Here is an 18,357-nt window from a genome sequence, read left to right as displayed (position 1 = left end):
GTGCCACGGGTGTCTGGTGCTCCGTCCGGCAGCGGTCGCCACCGCGACGCCTGGACCACCGCGACGCCGGGCGACGCTCCTGGACGCCGACCTCGGCCCCTGCCTAGAGTCCCTTGTCGGCCGCCGCCTGGGCTTGACCGAGGACTTCGGGACCGGCCCAGCAGCGGATTCCGGCCGCGTGATAGTTATCCACACCGGTTGTCCACAGGCTCGCGTGGTTTCACGTGAAACAAGAGACCGAAACCCCTTGTCGAACCGGGGATGGTGGCCGGTGCGGAGGTATCCGCCAGCCTGTGGATAACTCTGGGGAGAGCGGTGGGGTTCGCGCTGACCCGCCATTCGAGCACCCGTCGAAGCCGAAGGTGATTCGGGTAGGGACAGCAGTGCCCGACTCGGTTAGGGTCAGCGTCGTGCGCGACACCCCTCCCTCAATACCGGACTTCACTCAGTGGCCGTCGTTTCCCTTCGAGGGCGACCTGCGGGTCAAGCAGCTCGCCGATCCGGTCCCGGTCGAACCGCCCCGAAAGGGCGAGGCCCACCGGGAATGCACCGCCTGTCAGGCACCCGACGAGGCCTACATCTGGGTCGGCGAGCGGTGGCGGGTGCGAGCCATGGACCGTCCCACCGGCCTGCCGATGGTTCTCATCCTGGAGTCCCGTTCACACCTGGATCTTGGCGACCTGCCGAACCTGCTCGCCGCCGAGTTGGGTGTGATGACGGTACGGCTCGAACGGGCGATCCGTTCACTCGACGGGGTGGCCCGAGTGCACGTCAACCGCTGGGGTGATGGGTCGGCTCATCTCCACATGTGGTTCCTCGCCCGGCCGTACGGACGGCTTCAACTCCGGGGCACCTTCCTGTCCCTCTGGGACTCGATCCTGCCGCCCATCTCCGAAGACCGGTGGCGGGAGAACCTCGCACTCGTTGCGGCCTGGCTTGCCGAATTTGGTGGACGCCCACTCGCCGAACCGCCCCGCATCCAGTGGCAGGCCCCGTCCAGCATCGCCGCCCAGTCGGCCGCGCCCGGCCGGAAGGAGCCGACCGAGGGCGGGTCGCTCCTGGACGCCATCGGGGAGACGGCCGAACCACCCGATGTTCCGGCTAGCGGAACGCAGCCCACCCAGACCGAAAATGGGGCGCCGGTCTCGGACAGCGACCCGGAGCCGACGGCGCCTGCCGGGCAGCGGGAGGAAGCTGCCACGGATGCCTCCGCTCGGCCCCGGCCCACGAGTCAGGCGACGCTCGGCACGCCGGGCGCGGAGCAGGAATCCGCCAACAGCAACCGGAGAAGCGAAGCCCTCGACGCGAATCCGCCTGACACGGAACAGGTCCAGAGGTCTGCTGCTGGTGAGCCCGGTCCGCGGACCGAAGGCCCGGGACCGGCGGCGGATCCGCCGGGCGATGCCGGTCTGCCGGTGGGCGAGCCCGGCGACCCTGCCGGCCCGGCCGGCAGGCCGAACGCCACCTGAGCGCCGGCTGCCCGCTCAGCCGACCGAGCTGGGCGGGCAGCGGACCGAGCCGGGCGGGTCCTGGGTAGGAGGCGGGCTCGACCGGCCGGCCGGGTTACCTGCCCGGCCCCTACCGCCGGGTCGAGCCGGCAGAGACCGCTCGGGTAATCCGCGTAGACCGGCGTGCGGAGCCGCGTCGGCTCGACAAAGGCGGGCCCGGTCAGCGAGCGGCGGCGCGGGCGACCAAGCCGCCCATCACCTGCCCGAAGTCGAGACCGGACGCCTGCACCGCGAGCGGCAGCAGCGACGTCTCGGTCATTCCGGGCGAGACGTTGACCTCGAGGACGTTCGGCCGACCGGTCGAGTCGACGATCAGATCGACCCGGCTGAGGTCACGCAGGCCGAGCGCGCTGTGGGCGGCCAGCGCGACCTGTGCCACCGACTCGGCCACCGCGGGCTCCAGGCGGGCCGGCGTGTGCCAGGTGGTCCGGCCGGCGGTGTAGCGGGCGGCGTAGTCGTACAGCCCGTTGCGTGGCACGATCTCGACCGGAGGCAGCGCCTGCGGACCGTCGCCCAGGTCGATGACGGAGACCGCCACGTCCATGCCGGGCACGTACCGCTCGACGAGTGCGGTCGAGTCGTACGCGAAACAACCGACCATGGCTGCCGGCAGCGACGCCGCATCCCGGACCACGGCGGCGCCGAGGCCGGAACCGCCCTGCGCGGGCTTCACCATCAGAGGCAGCCCCAGCCGGTCCACGATTCGGTCCAGTACGGCGACCGCCCCCAGCTCGCTGAACCGGTCGTGCGGCAGAGCGACCCAGTCCGGGGTGGCGATGCCCGCCTCGCGCAGCACCGCCTTCGCCGAGGGCTTGTCCCAGGCCAGGCGGGAGGCCCGGGCATCACATCCGACGTACTGCACGCCGCAGAGGTCGAGCACTCCGCGCAGCGAGCCGTCCTCGCCGGTGGCGCCGTGCAGGGCGATCACCACGGCGTCGGGTGGATCGGCGGTCAGCGCCGGAAGGAGGGCGACGTCGGCGTCGCGCAACTCGGCCTCCATCCCGACGGCACGCAGCGCGTCGAGCACCCGGCGGCCGGAGCGCAGCGACACGTCACGTTCGTATGACAGACCACCGGCGAGCACGAGCACATGGAGGTCGGTGGTGGCGGGACCGGACACGAAGCCTTCTTCGGCAGCGGTGACACCCATGCCGGGCATCATGCCAAGTCGGGACCCGGTGCGTCCGAGCCGGCCCGCCCGCGTCGGGTGCCGGGCCCACCGACCGCGCCGAAAACCCGCCGCATGGCGATGTCCTGTTCCATGACGCTGGCCAGCCGGCGGACGCCTTCCCGGATCCGTTCGGGCGGGGGGAACGAGAAGTTGAGCCGGATGTGACCGTTGCCACTCCCGTCGGCGTAGAAGCCCGTCCCAGGGACGTACGCGACCCGTGCGGCGATGGCCCGGGGCATCATCGCCTTCGAGTCCAGCCCGTCCGGCAGTGTCGCCCAGACGAAGAGCCCGCCGCCGGGAACGGTCCACCTGGTCCCCGCCGGCATCAGATCCTCCAGCGCGGTGAGCATCGCATCCCGCCGCTCCCGGTAGACCTCCCGGTAGATCTTCAACTGCTCACGCCATGGCATGCTGCTGAGGTAGGTGGTCACGGCGGCTTGGGCGTACGCGCTGGGGCACAGGATCTGCGCCTCGCTGGCGATCACCAGCTTTTCGCGTACGGCGTGCGGCGCGAGGATCCACCCGACGCGCAGTCCGGGGGCAAAGGTCTTGGAGAAGGTGCTGAGGTAGAAGACGCCGTCGCGGCGCCTCGCCCGCAGCGGCGCCGGCGCCTCGCTCTCGAAGCCCAGCTGGCCGTACGGATCGTCCTCGACCACCAGCAGGCCGGCGCGTTCGCAGATGTCGAGCACCCGCTCCCGCCGCTCCTCGGTCAGCGTCACGCCGGCCGGGTTCTGGTAGGTGGGGATGGTGTAGAGGAACTTGACCCGCCGCCCGGCGCGGGCCTGATCGGCAATGGCGGTCTCCAGCGCCTCCGGGATCAGGCCGTCGTCGTCCATCGGAACGTGCACGACCTGCGCCTGGGCGGCCTGGAACACGCCGAGCGCACCGACGTAGGTCGGCCCCTCGGCGAGCACCACATCGCCCGGGTCGAGGAAGAGCCGGGCGATCAGGTCGAGCGCCTGCTGCCCGCCGACGGTCACCACCACGTCCTCCGGCGAGGCGCCGCAGGACGCGTCGATGCCGGAGAGGGCCATCACCTCGCAGATCCGCTCCCGCAGCTCCAGGGTTCCCTGCCCGATGCCGTACTGCAGCGTGGTGGTCCCGTGCTCGGCACCGAGCCGGCCGAGCATCTCGCCGACGGCGTCCAGCGGCAGCGCGGCGATGTACGGAGCACCGCCCGCGAGCGACACCACCTCCGGCCGGCTGGCGACCGCGAACAGCGCCCTGATCTCGGAGGCGGTCATTCCGCGCACCCGGCGGGCGTACCGGTCGGTGTAGTCGTCGAGTGTCGTGCCGGTCATCACATCACCTCGATGGCTGCTCGGACGGCTACCGTGCCGGGTACCCCGCACACCGGCGACCATGGCGGCACGGCGCGCCGAGTGTCGATCCTAGCCGCCCCACGTCACCCGAGGAGCCCCTGATTATTCGCACGTCCACATGCCGGACCGGTGGCGAGCGCTCCTGAGGTGGACGTTCGTGCGTCCTCTCCCGCGCCGCCGATCGGCGGCGTACGATCGCTCGTCGGGGGGCAGGAATGCGGCGGTGCCGTCTGGGCCGCTCGTGCGGCCGGTGCCGGTTGAGGCCGCTCGTGCGGCCGGTGCCGGTTGAGCCGTTCGCGCGGCGATGCCGCGTGGGCCGGTCCCACCTCCGAGCCTAGTGTGGGGAAGCGTCAATGTCGCGACGTCTGGTCAGCCTGACCCTGGACACCCTGGAGGACCTGCCCCGTCCCTGCCGGCAGTGCGTCTACTGGGAGCTTGATCCGGTTTCCGCCGATCGGGCCTGCGCCGTCGGCGACCCCGGGCTGGAGAAGGAGGCGTGGGTGTCGCAGACCCTGCTGGAATGGGGTTCCTGCGGCAAGCTGGTCTACGTCGACGGCCTGCCGGCCGGCTTCGTCATGTACGCTCCGCCGGCCTACGTGCCCCGCTCGATGGCGTTCCCGACCTCGCCGGTCTCCGCCGACGCGGCGCTGCTGATGACCGCGAACGTGGTGCCCGCGTTCTCCGGTGGTGGGCTCGGCCGGATGCTGGTCCAGGGGGTGGCCCGGGATCTGACCAAGCGGGGGATCAAGGCGATCGAGGCGTTCGGCGACGCGAAGTTCGGCGACGACGCCGATCCCGCCGGGGCCTGCGTCGCCCCTGCCGACTTCTTCCTCTCGGTGGGCTTCAAGACGGTCCGCCCGCATCCGCGCTTCCCCCGCCTGCGGCTGGAACTGCGGACGGCGTTGAGCTGGAAGTCCGACGTCGAGTACGCGTTGGAGAAGCTGCTCGGCTCGATGAGCCCCGAGTCGCTGCTGCGCCCGGTCCGCCCGACCCCGGCCACCCGATCCGCCGGCTGAGCCGGCCCGACCGCCGACCGCCGGTCGGCGAGCCGTTCAGTCGACCACGGTGCCCGCGGCGACTGCCGCCCGCAGCTCGCTCACGTCGATCGAGCCGGTGGGTACGTCGCGTTCCACCGGCAGGTACATCCGCTGCACCGCGGCCACGATCGCCTCGACCAGCTTGTCCCGGAACCGGGGATCGACCAGCCGCTCCCGGTCGCTCGGCGAGGTGAGGTAACCGATCTCGACGCGTACCGCCGGCATCCGGGTGATCCGGAGCAGATCCCAGGACTTCGCGTGGGTACGGCAGTCCCGCAGCCCGGTACGCGCGACGATCTCCCGTTGCACCAGGCCGGCAAGTCGCTCGCCGGTCGCCGAGGTCACCCCGTTGTCGGTGCCGTAGTGGTACGTCGCGACCCCCTCCGCGGACGGGTTGGCGTGCTGGTCGGTGTGCAGCGAGACGAACACGTCGGCACCGAGGGAGTTGGCCAGTTGCGCCCGGTCGATGTCGGGCAGGCAGGTCGCCGGTGACGGTCCGCGGGTCAGTTGCACCCGCACGCCGGACGCGGCGAGCCGCCCCTCGAGCCGGCTGGCCAGGTCGTGTACCAGGTCGGCCTCCGTCCAGCGCAGCGGCCCGTCCGGCACCACGACCCCCGGGTCGGTGCCGCCGTGACCGGGGTCGATGACCACCGTCCGACCGACCAGGGTCGGGCCGGACTGCCGGATGGCGTCGGACTCGCGCAGCCACTGCGGCCGGCCGCCGACCACCTTGCGGCCCAGCCGGCGCAGCGCACCCATGGTGTACGGGCCGCAGGTGCCGTCGGGGGCGAGCCCCACCTCGCGCTGGAACTGGGCGACCGCACGGGAGGTGCGGATGCCGTAGATGGCGTCGGCGCGACCGACGTCGTACCCCATCTCCAGCAGCCGTTCCTGCAGCGACCGGACGTCCTCGCCGGTGAGCGGGACCGGTACCGCGTGGTAGAGGGTGCGGGCGCCCAGGCGCCAGCGGGCGGCGTCGAGCGCGCGCCAGGTCTCGGCGCCGACCCGGCCGTCGACGCTGAGCCCTCTGGACTGCTGGAACGCGCGTACGGCCCGCTCGGTGGCCGCGTCGAACTCGTCGCTGTACGGGCCGCTCGTCTTGGACAGGAGGTCGAGACCGGTGAGCACCGCGCGGATCTCGGTCACTGCGGGTCCCCGGTCACCGGGACGGATCGGACGCACCGCACGACCCCCTCTGCACGGTCGGTGGCTGGCCGGGCCCGTCGACGGCGTGCGGGCGCCGTTTGCGGGACCGGGTGGTCACCGGCGTCCGGCGCCCCCGGGTTCGAGGTTATGCGCTGGGCGATCCGCAGGAGTGGCGGGCGGGGAAAAACGCGCCGACCCGTGCCGGTATGCCTGGCACGGGGTCGGCGGCGACGGTGTCGCTGGGGTCAGAGCGCCGATTCGATCAGCTTGAGCAGTTCGCCCTTGGGCTTGGCACCCGCGATCGACTGCACCGGTTCGCCGTTCTTGAACACGGTGAGGGTGGGCACCGACATCACCCGGTACGTCCGGGCGGTCTCCGGGTTCTCGTCGATGTTGAGCTTGACGATGCTGACCTGGTCGCCCATCTCGCCGGCGATCTCCTCCAGCAGCGGCGACACCTTGCGGCACGGGCCGCACCATTCAGCCCAGAAATCCACCAGGACCGGCTTGTCGGACTTCAGCACGTCGACGGCGAAACTCGCGTCGGTGACCGACTTGGTTGCTCCCACTGTTGACCCCTCCTCCTCCGATGTGTTGGTTCAGCTCCTGGGCAGGGTGGCGATGAAGCGCTCCGCGTCCAGGGCGGCCGCGCAGCCGGTGCCGGCCGCCGTGATGGCCTGCCGGTACGTGTGGTCGACCAGGTCTCCGGCGGCGAAGACGCCGGGGATGCTGGTCCGGGTGCTCGGCGCCTCGACCTTCACGTAGCCCTCGTCGTCCATCTCCACCTGCCCGCGGAACAGCTCGCTGCGCGGGTCGTGGCCGATCGCCACGAACACGCCGGTGACGTCGAGGACCTTGGCCTCGCCGGTGTGGACGTTACGCACCCGTACGCCGGAGACCTTGCCGTCCGCGCCGAGCACCTCCTCGACCACGGTGTTCCACTCGACCTTGATCTTGTCGTTGCCCAGCGCCCGCTCAGCCATGATCTTGCTTGCCCGGAACGAGTCCCGACGGTGGATGATGGTCACCGAGTCGGCGAAGCGGGTCAGGAAGCTGGCCTCCTCCATCGCCGAGTCACCGCCACCGACGACCACGATGTGCTGGTTGCGGAAGAAGAAGCCGTCGCAGGTGGCGCAGGAGGAGACGCCGTGGCCGAGGTACTCCTGCTCGCCGGGGACGCCGAGCGGACGCCAGGCGGAACCGGTGGCGAGGATGACCGCCCGGGCCCGGTGGGCGTTCTCGCCGACCCAGACGGTGCTCACCGTGCCCGGGTGGCCGGTGTCGGCCAACTCGACCCGGGTGACGTCGTCGGTCAGGAACTCGGCACCGAACCGCTCGGCCTGCTTGCGCATGTTGTCCATCAGCTCGGGACCGAGGATGCCGTCCGCGAAACCGGGGAAGTTCTCCACCTCGGTGGTGGTCATCAGCGCGCCGCCGGACTGCACGCCCTCGATGACCAGTGGGTTGAGGTTGGCGCGCGCCGCGTACACCGCCGCGGTGTAGCCGGCCGGCCCGGAGCCGATGATGACCAGGTTGCGGACCTCGTCCACTGCCGTCTCCCAATCGTGTTGACTGTCGTTCACCGGCGTATCTGCCGATGCCGATCCGAGTGCCGACGCGGCGGCAACTGATGTGCAGAACGTCATCGTACGAAGCGGGAATTCCCGAGCAGGTCATCCGGTGGGTCACGTCACGTGGACGGTCAAACGTCCGGTGCGGCGTTGATTCACCCTACCCGCGTGCGGTAACGGGGGTCCGAGCCGGACCCGGGGACACCGCACTCGGGCCCGCTGACCCACGCCCACTGCCCACCGGAGACGTCGGTGAAGCGTACGACCAGTGCCGGAAGCCCCTGGAAGCGGGCGTAGTCGATCACCTCGAACGCCAGTGGCCCGCCGCCGTGCTCGGCGCCGATCTCGGCGAGGCAGGCGTTCAACGCCCTCTGGTCGCCGAGCCGGGTCAGGTCGCCGGGGCCGGGCAGCCGCTCCTCGCTCTGCCCGCCGGCCTCCGGTTCGGTGCCCGTGGAGAACTGCCTGATCGGTGGCACGGCCCCCAGCAGCGCCTCCGGCGTGTAGTCGGTACCGCTGCGCTGCGGCGCGTCGACGATCCGGAAGGAAGGTCGGGCCGCAGCGGGGGCACGTCCGGTCGCCGCATCGGTCGCCGACTCCTGCGGCAGATACCCGTGCGGCACGACCGGACTGGCGCCCCGATCGTTGAGCGCGGTGCCGGTCGCCGCTTCGTCGCCCTGGTCGGGCCGGGACAGCTGGAGGGCACCCAACCCGACCACCGTGGCGGCGGCGAGCGCGACCGGACCGGCGAGCCGGGCCCAGCGTCGCCGCCGGCCCGGCCGGGACGGGACGCTCCGCTCCTGCCCGGGACGCGGCGTGCCACCGGGTCGCCGGGATCCACGCAGCGGTTGGGGCGGTACGGCGGCCACCTTCCCGCCCGCCGCCTCCGGTTCGTCGGCGTCACCCGTGATGCCCGCCGCCGCGGTCACCAGGCGGGACGGAGCGGCCACTTCCGGGCCGCCGACCGTAGGGTGATCATCCGTGCCGGCGGCGTTGGCGTTGGCGGCGGCGGGAAGATCGGCGGTGAGGGCGGTGCGGATCCGGTCGGCGATCTCCGCCGGCAGCTCCGCTGCCGGCGCACCCCATTCGGCCAGTTCGGCACGAACGCCGTCGAGGGCCGGGGCCAGCAGGGCATGGGCCTGTGCCCAGGCCGGGTCCTGCGCGACGAGCCGAGCGACCCCCCCCTGCTCCGGGGTGCCGTCCAGCGCGCCGCCGAGGTAGTCGGCGAGCAGGTCGTGGTCGACCCCGCTGAACTCCCCGGTGCTCACGCTTCCTCCTGCTGGTCGGCAGACGATCGGGACCGCCCCGACCCCGATCGGACGCCTGGGGAGGGCCCCGGGTTCCCCCCGGTGACCCCCGGCACGTTCGACCCGCCGTCGGGGGCCGGCCGGGGCCGCAGGTGCCCGAGCGTCACCGCCAGGCGGGCGCGGCCCCGGGCACACCGGCTCTTGACCGTTCCCTCGGCCACCCTGAGGATCCGCGCGACCTCGGCGACCGGGTAACCCTGGACGTCCACCAGGACGAGTGCGGCCCGCTGCTCCAGCGGAAGCGCGGCGAGGGCGTCCCGCACGACCATCGCGGTGTCGTGGTCGCGTACCGGTGCGGCCGGCTCGACGCCGCCGACGCCTGAACCATCCTCGGGACCGCGGGTACCGTCGGGCAGCGGCACCGTCGGGTGGGCCTGGCGGCGGCGGATCCGGTCGAGGCAGGCGTTCACCACGATCCGGTGCAGCCAGGTGGTGACGGCCGAATCACCCCGGAACCGGCCGGCGGCGCGGTGGGCGGAGAGCATCGCGTCCTGGAGGGCGTCCGCGGCCTCCTCACGGTCGCCGATCGTCCGCAGGGCAACCGCCCAGAGCCGATCCCGGTGGCGGTGGAACAACTCGCCGAACGCGTCCCGGTCGCCGGCAACGTGGGCATGCAGCAGATCGAGGTCGCTGACCGGGCCGCCCGCCGACGCCGCACCCGTGGGGTTCCGCCCGGCGTCGCGTACCTCCATCACCGGCCCCGGTGGGTGCCGCCGCGCTGGTGCCTCATGACCCCTGGACCGTGATCTCCTGCACCCCGACCTTGAAGCCGCTTCCGTTCGGCGGCAGCTCGGTGATCCAGAACAGCAGGTAGCGGTACTTCTGGTCGGCGTCGAAGCCGTCGAAGGTCATGGTCGTGCCGTCGTGCGCCTCGAAGGGCTGCCCGATCCGGTTCTTCTGGTACGCGGTGAGGATCTGGTCGTCGCCCGAGCTGTTCGAGGGGGCGTCGACGGTGCCGGTGAAGAGTTCTGCGGAGGCGCCGGTGTCGGAGAGATTCACCTGCACCGACTTGACCGTGTGCTGGTCGCCCAGGTCGATCCAGACGCCCATGCCCCGCTTGAGGTTGCCGAAATTGCCGCTACCGCGGTACGTCTGCGTCGACCAGCCCTCGTCCTGGTCGCCGTCGAAGACCTTCTCGGCGTCACGGACCTCGGCGCGGTCGTTGCTGTCGGGGTCGATGATCCGAGCGCCGCTGATCGCCAGCTTCCGGACGGCCGGTGCCGCAGGCTCATCCTCGGTCACCGGAGCGCTGGAACTCGGCGCGGCGACCGGGTTGGTCTGTGGATCCTCGTCGTCGCCCAGCGTGCTGATGCCGATGAGGAGCCCCACCAGGGCCACCGCCAGCAGGCCGGCGATGCCCAGGGCGACCTTGCGTCCGCCCGCCGCCGCCAGCGGCGACGGCTCGTCGCCGGTGTCACCGGCGAAACGCAGCGGGCCACTGTTGTCGAGGTAGTCGTCGTCGGGTACGTCGAGCCGGGCCAGTTCCGCGGCCAGGACATCCGACGACGGCGGTGCTATCCCGCCGTCGAGCAGGTCCATCGTCAGGTCGTCGAGGTAGGCCGGCACGCCGGCCCGGACCTGGCGTGGCGCCGCCACCACACCGTTGGCGTCGCGCACCGCGTCGGGAATGGCCGCACGACCGTGCCCGGCGGTGGCGCCGCGCAGCGGTGCCTCGTTGTGCGGCCAGTAACCGGTCATCGCGAAGTAGAGGACTCCGCCGACCGCCCGGACGTCGTTCTCCTGGGAGTCGGCCCCGTCGGTGCGCGCGTCCGCGAGCACGACGCGGCCGTCGTCACTGATCATCACCGTGCCGGGGTGGACGTTGCCGTGGACCATGCCGGTGGCGTGCACGGCGGCCAGCGCACTGGCGACGGAGTTGCCGACGGCGGTGGCGCGAGCGGCGTCGAACGGCCCGTCCGCGACCAGGTCCCGCAGCGACTGCCCGTCGACCCACTCGCGCACCACGTAGGCCCGATCGGCCTCGTCGATGGCGTCGTAGACGCCGACCAGATTGGGGTGGATGACCCGGCTGGCGGCGACGGCGGCCTGGAGCATCTCGGTGGCGGAGGCGCCGCCCGGGTAGCGCATGACGACCGCGACGGGCCGGCGCAGCACCACGTCGACACCGCGCCAGACCAGGCGGCCCGCGCTGTCGTTGTTGATGTGCTCGACCAGTTCGTAACGCTCGGCGAGGATCTCACCGGCCGTCGGAGCACCGAAGGTCATGACCGGCGGCGTGGTCTCGTCCGCGTCCTGACCCTCGCCGACCTGGGTCACCCGTCCTCCCTCGGTGGTCGTGCCGATCGATGGACCCGCGCTGCTGGGCATCTGTTTCCCGCTCCGCCTTCGTCTGGTGACGGCCGACCGGTCCCAACGTGGTGGCGCGCGCCGGTACCTGCCGTACCCGTCGATAGCGACCTTACCCGGGTTGGCCGGGTCCCCGACATGTCATCTTCCCGCCGTGACCGACAGCGGTGTTCGCGGTCGGGTGGATTCGTCCGGTTGCCACCGTTGTCGAGCACGTCGCTGGCGCATGTACCAGCCAATCTAGAGGCTGCCCTCCACCGCCCCCGCAGGGCGGCGCAGGATGTGGCGGCGGGTCGGGCGCCGGTGGAGTTCCCATCGATCGGCCGGGCATACCGGGCCGTCCGGTCGGTTATCCACAGGAGCGCCCGGCAGGTGAGCGGCGACGCGCGGAGTTATCCACAGGCACATCCCCAGGCTGGTGATCCATCGTCACTCTGGGTTTCCTCGGTCGTCGTCGGTGATCAGCGGCCGAGCCGGCGGCGGACCAGGCCCACCACTTCGGTGATCTCGGAGATCCGTAGCACGCTGGCCAGGACCAGATACGTACCGCCGATCACCGCGCCGCCGACCAGCAACTGCACGATCGCCTGCGTCCTGGTCGGCGTGTCGTCGCCCGGCAGCAGGAACACCACCAGCAGACCAGCCAGGGCGGAGCCGAGCGCGGCGATCGCCACCCGCCCGAGGGTGCGCAGGATCGCGCCCAGCCCGATGCGGCCCACCCGGGGCCGCAGCAACCAGGCGGACGCGATGGCGGCGGCCAGGTACGAGACGGCGTTGCCGATCATCATCCCCGAGGCGGCGAAGCTCGCCGAGAAGGCCACGAACAGCCCGATCTGTACCAGTGCCCGCAGCGCCACCACCGGGATGTTCACCAACGCCGGGGTGCGGGTGTCGGGTAGCGCGTAGAAGGCGAAGGTGAAGAGCTGGCTCACCGCGAACGGCACCAGTGCCACGGCGGCGAAGAGCAGCACCGGGGCGGTGGAGCGGGCATCGTCGGCGTCGAAGGCACCCCACCGGAACAGCGTGAATGCGATCGGGGTGGCCAGCACGGCGTAGCAGACCGCGACCGGGGCGAGCACCGCGGAGACCGTGCGGGTGCCCCGGGAGAGGTCGGCCGCGAGGTCGGCGTACCGACCGTCGGCGGCGGCGGCGCTCATCCGGGGCATCAGCGCCGTGATGATCGAGACCGCGATGATGCCGTGCGCCATCATCAGCAGCAGGAAGACGTTGTTGTAGATCAGTGCGCCGGCCGCCTGCCCGCTGGTCCGGCTGAGCAGGTTGAAGACCACGATCAGGCCGAGCTGGCTGACCGCCACGTAGCAGAACATCCAGGCGCCCAGCCGGCCCAGCTCGCCGAGACCGAGCGCGCGGAAGTCGAACCGGAGGCGCCACCGGAACCCGACCCTGCGCAGCGCCGGCAGCAGCCCACCGGCCTGGACGGCCACGCCGAGCAGCGTCCCGCCGCCGATCAGCAGGATCCGGCCGTCGGTCATCTGGCCCGGGTCGAGGACGTCCGTCCCGAAGCTCGCGATGTAGAGGCCGGCCGTGGCGATCACCACGATGTTGTTCAGGATCGGCGCCCACATCGGCGCGGCGAAGTGCCCCCGGGTGTTGAGTACCGCACTGATCAACGCGCTCAGGCCGGTGAAGAAGATCATCGGGAGCATCAGCCGGGCCAGGGCGGTCACCAGGCTCCGGTACTCGTCGCTGGACTGGTCACTCGCGTACAGCCAGGTGAGCACCGGTGCCAGCGCGACCGCGAGCACCGCGGCCGTGCCGAGGGCGAGCACGGCCAGGGTGAGCAGCCGTTGGGTGTACGCCTGGCCACTGTCGCCGTCGAACTTGCGTCGCCGGACCAGCACCGGAATCAGCACGCTTGTGAGGATGCCGCCGAGCAGGAACTCGTAGACCATTCCCGGCAGGATCTGCGCGGTCGTGTACGCGTCACCGATCGCCGAACCCAGCGCGGCGGTGATCGCGAGGGTCCGCAGGAACCCGGTGCCCCGGCTGACCAGGCTGCCGATCGCCATGACCGCGCTGTTGGCGGCGGCGCTGCCCTCCGCCACCTGCTCCGGCGGCGGCGCGGTCGACTCCATCGCGGGTTGGTTCAGCGGCTCGGCGGAGATGAACGTGGCACCGTCGTCGGGCCGGCCGCCGGGCACGCCGCCCTGCTGGGCGTTCGCGCTGCGGTAGAGCCCGCCGCTCATCTGTGCCTCCAAGGGGTATGCCGGAGCCGGCACCGGCCCCACGTCACAGACCTTAGTCAACCCCCGGCCGTTACCCGCGCCCGGCGGACGAGATGCCGATCAGGACCGATAGGCTGCTGATCCGATGTCCGAAGCCGCCGCATCCCACGCCACCGACCGCCGCGAACTCACCGCCGCGCAGCGCAATGCCGTCGACGAACTGCTCCGGGTCTCCCCGGTCGCCGACGAGTTGGGCCGCCGGTTCGTCGCCGCCGGTCACGAACTGCATCTCGTGGGTGGTTCGGTACGCGACGCCCTGCTCGGCAGGCTCGGCGAGGACCTCGACTTCTGCACCGACGCGCACCCCGACCAGACGCTGGACATCGTGCGGGGCTGGGCTGAGGCGATCTGGGAGACCGGCCGCGAGTTCGGCACCATCGGCTGCCAGCGCGACGGCCTGCGGCTGGAGATCACCACCTTCCGCGCGGAGTCGTACGACCAGGTCAGCCGCAACCCCGTGGTGGCGTATGGCACCAGCCTGGCCGAGGATCTGCGGCGTCGGGACTTCACCGTCAACGCCATGGCGGTGAGCGTGCCGGAGCACCGATTCACCGACCCCCACGGCGGCCTGGCCGACCTGGCCGCGAAGGTGATACGTACCCCCGGTACCCCCGCCGAGTCGTTCGGCGACGACCCACTGCGGATGCTGCGGGCCGCCCGCTTCGCCGCGCAGCTGCGGTTCGCCGTCCACCCGGACGTGCACGCGGCGATGACCCGGATGGCGGCGGACCTCGACCGGATCACCGCCGAGCGGATCCGTGACGAGTTCACCAAGCTGCTCTGCGGCGTCGAACCGATCACCGGTCTGCGGCTGCTGGTCGACACCGGCCTGGCCGAGCGCTTCCTGCCCGAGTTGACCGGGCTCAAGCTGGCGATCGACGAGCACGCCCAGCACAAGGACGTCTACGAGCACACCCTCACGGTGGTGCGCAACGCGATCTCCTACGAGGAGGAAGGCCCGGACTTCATCCTCCGGATGGCGGCGCTGATGCACGACGTGGGCAAGCCGGCGACGAAGTCGGTCGGCCCGGACGGTCGGGTCAGCTTCCACCATCACGAGGTGGTCGGCGCCCGGCTGACCAAGGCGCGGATGAAGGCGCTGCGCTACCCGAAGGACGTCACCGCCAAGGTCACCACGCTGGTCGCGCTGCACCTGCGCTTCTACGGGTACGGCCGGGGCGAGTGGACCGACTCGGCGGTGCGCCGGTACGTCACCGACGCCGGTGACCTGCTGCCCCGGCTGCACCGGCTGACCCGGTCGGACTGCACCACCCGCAACCGCCGTAAGGCGGCCCAGCTGGCCTCGGACTACGACGCGCTGGAGGAGCGGATCGCCCGGATCGCCGCGGACGAGGACCTTGCCCGGGTCCGGCCCGACCTCGACGGAAACGCGATCATGGAGCTGCTCGGCGTGCCGCCCGGGCCGACCGTAGGACGGGCCTGGAAGTATCTGAAGGATCTGCGTCTGGAGCGCGGGCCGATGGATCGCGACACCGCCGAGGCCGAGCTGCTGCGCTGGGCCCGCGACGAGGGCATCCGCGACTGATCGCAGGCGCGACGGGGGTGACAACCGGAGTGACCCGGCAATGTAGTGAGAACGCTCCGGCAGGCGACGCCGTGCAGGTAACCATGGCCGGTGCAGGTAACCATGGTTTCGCGGTGGGTGCTGTCCGTGGAGAATGGCCAGATGCGTTGGACAGTGCTCGACTCGCCGATCGGTGAGTTCTCCGTGGCCACCGACGGCGGCAGCATCTGCGGCGCACACTTCGGCCCGGTCGTCGACGCCGCCACCGAGCCGGTGGACGAGGCGTCCCGGCGGGCGGTCGCGGAGTTGCGGGCGTACTTCGTGGGAGAGTCGACCGGGTTCGGCTTGCCGGTGACGGTGCCGCGGGGGTCCGAGTTCGAGCGGGCGGTGTGGCGGGAGATGACCCTGATCCCGTACGGCGAGACGCTGACCTACGGCGAGGTGGCCCGGCGGGTGGGCGATCCCGGCGCGGCCCGGGCCGTCGGGGTGGCCTGCAACCGCAACCCGATCCCGGTCATCGTGCCGTGCCACCGCATCATCGGGGCGGGCGGAAAGCTGGTCGGCTTCGGCGGCGGCCTGGACCGCAAGGTCAAACTGCTGGAGCTGGAGGCCGGCGTCGCCCTGCGCCACGCCTGGTCCTGACCACGTCCAGGCCGTGGCCGAGACCGCCGAGGCCGGGCCCGCGGAGACCCGGCCCTCGACGATGTTGCTGATCAGCGCGTCAGCGCTCGATCTCACCGGCGATGAACTCCTCGACGGCGGCGTGCGCGTCGTGGTCGGCGTACTGCACCGGCGGGGACTTCATGAAGTACGACGAGGCCGACAGGATCGGGCCGCCGATCTTCCGGTCCAGGGCGATCTTCGCGGCCCGGACTGCGTCGATGATGACGCCGGCCGAGTTCGGCGAGTCCCACACCTCGAGCTTCAGCTCGGCGTTGAGCGGGGTGTCGCCGAACGAGCGGCCCTCCAGGCGGATGTACGCCCACTTCCGGTCGTCCAGCCACGGCACGTGGTCCGACGGGCCGATGTGCACGTCGCTCTTGGCCATCTCGTGCGGCACCTGGGAGGTCACCGACTGGGTCTTCGAGATCTTCTTCGAGACCAGGCGGTTGCGCTCCAGCATGTTCATGAAGTCCATGTTGCCGCCGAAGTTGAGCTGGTACGTACGCAGCAGCTCGACGCCCCGGTCCTCGAAGAGCTTCGCGAGGGCGCGGTGCACGATCGTGGCGCCGACCTGGCTCTTGATGTCGTCGCCGACGATCGGCAGGCCGGCGTCGACGAACTTCTGGGCCCACTCGGGATCGGAGGCGATGAAGACCGGCAGGGCGTTGACGAACGCGCAGCCGGCGTCGATCGCAGCCTGGGCGTAGAACTTGTCGGCCTGCTCCGAGCCGACCGGCAGGTATGAGACGACCACGTCGACCTGCGCGTCGCGCAGCGCCTGCGCCACGTCGACCGGCTCGGCACCGGACTCCTCGATGATTTCGCTGTAGTACTGGCCGAGGCCGTCGAAGGTTGGGCCGCGCTGCACGCTGACGCCGGTCGGCGGCACGTCGCAGAGCTTGATGGTGTTGTTCTCGCTGGCGACGATCGCCTCCGCGAGGTCCATGCCCACCTTCTTGGCGTCGACGTCGAACGCCGCGACGAACTGCACGTCAGACACGTGGTAGTCGCCGAAGGTGACGTGCATGAGACCCGGGACGCGGTCGTTCGGGTCGGCGTTCCGGTAGTACTCGACGCCCTGTACCAGGGACGAGGCGCAGTTACCCACACCGACGATGGCGACGCGGACGGAGCCCATAGCGTCTGCCTCCTTCTTTTCTGTCACGGCCGCTCTTTCCTGGTCTGTCCAGGCGGAGGCGGGCTGTTGTCTTCTCGTCGGCCGCCGGCCGTCCCGTCGTGCGGGACCGTCGGGGCACGGCCGGAGCGCTCGTTGGCGATGAGCTCCTCCAGCCAGCGGACCTCACGCTCACAGGCATCGAGGCCGTGGCGTTGCAGCTCCAGGGTGTACGCGTCGAGGCGCTCGGCCGCTCGGCCCAGCATGTCGCGAAGGCCCTCGCGACGCTCCTCGATCGTGCGGCGGCGACCTTCCAGAATCCGAAGTCGGGTCGCCCGGTCCGTTCGGGAAAAGAACGCGAAGTGCACACCGAAGCCGGTGTCGCCGTACGTCTCCGGCCCGGTCTGTGCAATCAGCTGGGCGAAGCGTTCCTTTCCTTCCGCGGTGATGGTGTAGACCACCCGACCTCGTCGGCTGGTCAGCGCGGGAACCTCCTCGGCGGTGGCGGGCGCCTCGGCGGCCTCGGTTATCCATCCCGCCGCCTGCAACCGGCGCAGGGTCGGGTAGAGCGAGCCGTAGCTGATGGCTGCTCGGATCGCCCCGAGCTTGGCGGTGAGCTCCTTGCGCAGCTCGTAGCCGTGCATCGGGGCCTCCTGCAACAGGCCAAGGATGGCGAGTTCGAGCACTGGCCACCCTTCCTTTACCCTGTACGTGCAGTGCTAACCACTGCGATGTATCGGACCGATACATCGCACCGTAGCGTCTTGTTCGCGCCAGGGCAAACCCCTGTTTCCGGGATCCCCCTGTCACGGATCGTCACGGTGGTCGCCTCGCCAGACGAGACCGCGTACCCTTTCCCGCATGCGTACGCAGCGCCAGGTGGTCGACTACTCGCTCCGAAGGCGAGCGGTGCTGCGTGAGCTTCTCGCGGGCCGGGTCGGCACCTACGACCTGTGCGACGCATCTCCGTACCTGAAGAACGCGGCTCGGTTCCACGGCGAGCCCACCGACCAGCGGTGTCCGATATGCCGGAGCGAGAATCTCACAAACGTCCACTACATTTACGGGGACGAACTCAAGCAGTCGGCCGGCCAGGCGCGTACGGTGGCCGAGCTGTCCATGCTGGCGATGACGCTGCGTGAGTTCCAGGTCTTCGTGGTGGAGGTGTGCCTCGGCTGTGACTGGAACCATCTCATCGAGCAGTACCTGCTCGGACGGGACGGTCTGACCGGCGCCGCGGACGGCGGGCCGGAGCATGGTGAGGCGAGCGGCATGACCGCCGACGGAACGGGTGTCCGGCGAAGGCGAGAGGCGCAACGGTGATTCGAGCTCGATCGGCCAGCCCCGGCCGTGAGGTACGCGGCCGGGGTAACCGACAGCTCGTAGGTCTGAATGGTCCGATTGATTCGGATCTGGCACCGGTACCACGGCACCCCCATGCCG

16 protein-coding genes are annotated in these 18,357 nt (G+C 71.0%); 5 read left to right on the top strand and 11 right to left on the bottom strand.

Annotated features, from left to right (window positions below; all coding sequences use genetic code 11):
• Positions 1–410 precede the first annotated feature (410 nt).
• On the top strand, positions 411–1,469 hold the full coding sequence (locus tag KIF24_RS29535; protein ID WP_221086818.1) for a hypothetical protein: 1,059 nt from the start codon (positions 411–413) through the stop codon (positions 1,467–1,469).
• Between the two features lie 199 nt (positions 1,470–1,668).
• Here the strand turns inward: KIF24_RS29535 and KIF24_RS29530 are convergent, their stop codons facing one another.
• Both KIF24_RS29530 and KIF24_RS29525 read right to left on the bottom strand, forming a co-directional pair.
• A complete protein-coding gene (locus KIF24_RS29530) occupies positions 1,669–2,658 on the bottom strand; it encodes a D-alanine--D-alanine ligase family protein (protein ID WP_221086817.1) in 990 nt (329 codons plus the stop codon).
• A gap of 8 nt (positions 2,659–2,666) precedes the next feature.
• The gene (locus KIF24_RS29525; protein WP_221086816.1) at positions 2,667–3,980 is read right to left on the bottom strand and encodes an aminotransferase-like domain-containing protein; all 1,314 of its coding nucleotides are present in this window, start codon (positions 3,978–3,980) and stop codon (positions 2,667–2,669) included.
• A gap of 374 nt (positions 3,981–4,354) precedes the next feature.
• Between KIF24_RS29525 and KIF24_RS29520 the strand changes: the two genes are divergently transcribed.
• Positions 4,355–5,017, top strand: coding sequence for a GNAT family N-acetyltransferase (locus KIF24_RS29520; RefSeq protein WP_221086815.1), 663 nt, complete (start codon positions 4,355–4,357; stop codon positions 5,015–5,017).
• 36 nt (positions 5,018–5,053) lie between these two features.
• On the opposite strand, the gene KIF24_RS29515 is transcribed toward KIF24_RS29520, so the two are convergent.
• The 7 genes from KIF24_RS29515 to murJ all read right to left on the bottom strand — a co-directional run bounded on the left by KIF24_RS29515 (position 5,054) and on the right by murJ (position 13,573).
• Positions 5,054–6,220, bottom strand: a complete 1,167-nt coding sequence (locus KIF24_RS29515) for an N-acetylmuramoyl-L-alanine amidase (protein WP_221086814.1) — start codon at positions 6,218–6,220, stop codon at positions 5,054–5,056.
• A 209-nt stretch (positions 6,221–6,429) separates the two neighbouring features.
• Positions 6,430–6,753, bottom strand: a complete 324-nt coding sequence (gene trxA, locus KIF24_RS29510) for a thioredoxin (protein ID WP_221086813.1) — start codon at positions 6,751–6,753, stop codon at positions 6,430–6,432.
• Positions 6,754–6,783: 30 nt separating this feature from the next.
• Positions 6,784–7,734: a thioredoxin-disulfide reductase gene (gene trxB / locus KIF24_RS29505; RefSeq protein ID WP_221086812.1), complete on the bottom strand. Its 951-nt coding sequence runs from the start codon at positions 7,732–7,734 to the stop codon at positions 6,784–6,786.
• Between the two features lie 176 nt (positions 7,735–7,910).
• Positions 7,911–9,020: a hypothetical protein gene (locus KIF24_RS29500; RefSeq protein ID WP_221086811.1), complete on the bottom strand. Its 1,110-nt coding sequence runs from the start codon at positions 9,018–9,020 to the stop codon at positions 7,911–7,913.
• The gene (sigM, locus tag KIF24_RS29495) at positions 9,017–9,751 is read right to left on the bottom strand and encodes an RNA polymerase sigma factor SigM (RefSeq protein ID WP_221086810.1); all 735 of its coding nucleotides are present in this window, start codon (positions 9,749–9,751) and stop codon (positions 9,017–9,019) included. Before sigM ends, KIF24_RS29500 begins: the two co-directional genes overlap by 4 nt.
• A gap of 34 nt (positions 9,752–9,785) precedes the next feature.
• Entirely contained in the window at positions 9,786–11,387 is a 1,602-nt protein-coding gene (locus KIF24_RS29490; RefSeq protein WP_221086809.1) for a protein kinase family protein, read from the bottom strand.
• 440 nt (positions 11,388–11,827) lie between these two features.
• Entirely contained in the window at positions 11,828–13,573 is a 1,746-nt protein-coding gene (gene murJ / locus KIF24_RS29485) for a murein biosynthesis integral membrane protein MurJ (RefSeq protein WP_221086808.1), read from the bottom strand.
• A gap of 124 nt (positions 13,574–13,697) precedes the next feature.
• On the opposite strand from murJ, the gene KIF24_RS29480 reads away from it, so the two are divergent.
• Both KIF24_RS29480 and KIF24_RS29475 read left to right on the top strand, forming a co-directional pair.
• Positions 13,698–15,158 carry a CCA tRNA nucleotidyltransferase gene (locus tag KIF24_RS29480; protein ID WP_221086807.1) on the top strand — a complete coding sequence of 487 codons (1,461 nt, stop codon included), beginning with the start codon at positions 13,698–13,700 and terminating at the stop codon, positions 15,156–15,158.
• Between the two features lie 141 nt (positions 15,159–15,299).
• Entirely contained in the window at positions 15,300–15,779 is a 480-nt protein-coding gene (locus KIF24_RS29475; RefSeq protein ID WP_221086806.1) for a methylated-DNA--[protein]-cysteine S-methyltransferase, read from the top strand.
• 79 nt (positions 15,780–15,858) lie between these two features.
• Here the strand turns inward: KIF24_RS29475 and KIF24_RS29470 are convergent, their stop codons facing one another.
• Both KIF24_RS29470 and KIF24_RS29465 read right to left on the bottom strand, forming a co-directional pair.
• Positions 15,859–16,938 (bottom strand): inositol-3-phosphate synthase, encoded by a 1,080-nt coding sequence (locus KIF24_RS29470; protein ID WP_221086805.1) that lies wholly within the window; start codon positions 16,936–16,938, stop codon positions 15,859–15,861.
• Positions 16,939–16,961: 23 nt separating this feature from the next.
• The gene (locus KIF24_RS29465; RefSeq protein ID WP_221086804.1) at positions 16,962–17,600 is read right to left on the bottom strand and encodes a PadR family transcriptional regulator; all 639 of its coding nucleotides are present in this window, start codon (positions 17,598–17,600) and stop codon (positions 16,962–16,964) included.
• A gap of 175 nt (positions 17,601–17,775) precedes the next feature.
• On the opposite strand from KIF24_RS29465, the gene KIF24_RS29460 reads away from it, so the two are divergent.
• The gene (locus KIF24_RS29460) at positions 17,776–18,237 is read left to right on the top strand and encodes a DUF5318 domain-containing protein (protein ID WP_221086803.1); all 462 of its coding nucleotides are present in this window, start codon (positions 17,776–17,778) and stop codon (positions 18,235–18,237) included.
• Positions 18,238–18,357: the final 120 nt, after the last annotated feature.

This window comes from Micromonospora tarapacensis (genome assembly GCF_019697375.1).
GTDB classification, from domain to species: Bacteria; Actinomycetota; Actinomycetes; order Mycobacteriales; family Micromonosporaceae; genus Micromonospora; species Micromonospora tarapacensis.
Note: the sequence above shows the minus strand (reverse complement) of the source record. Positions and strands in the feature narration are given on the sequence as shown.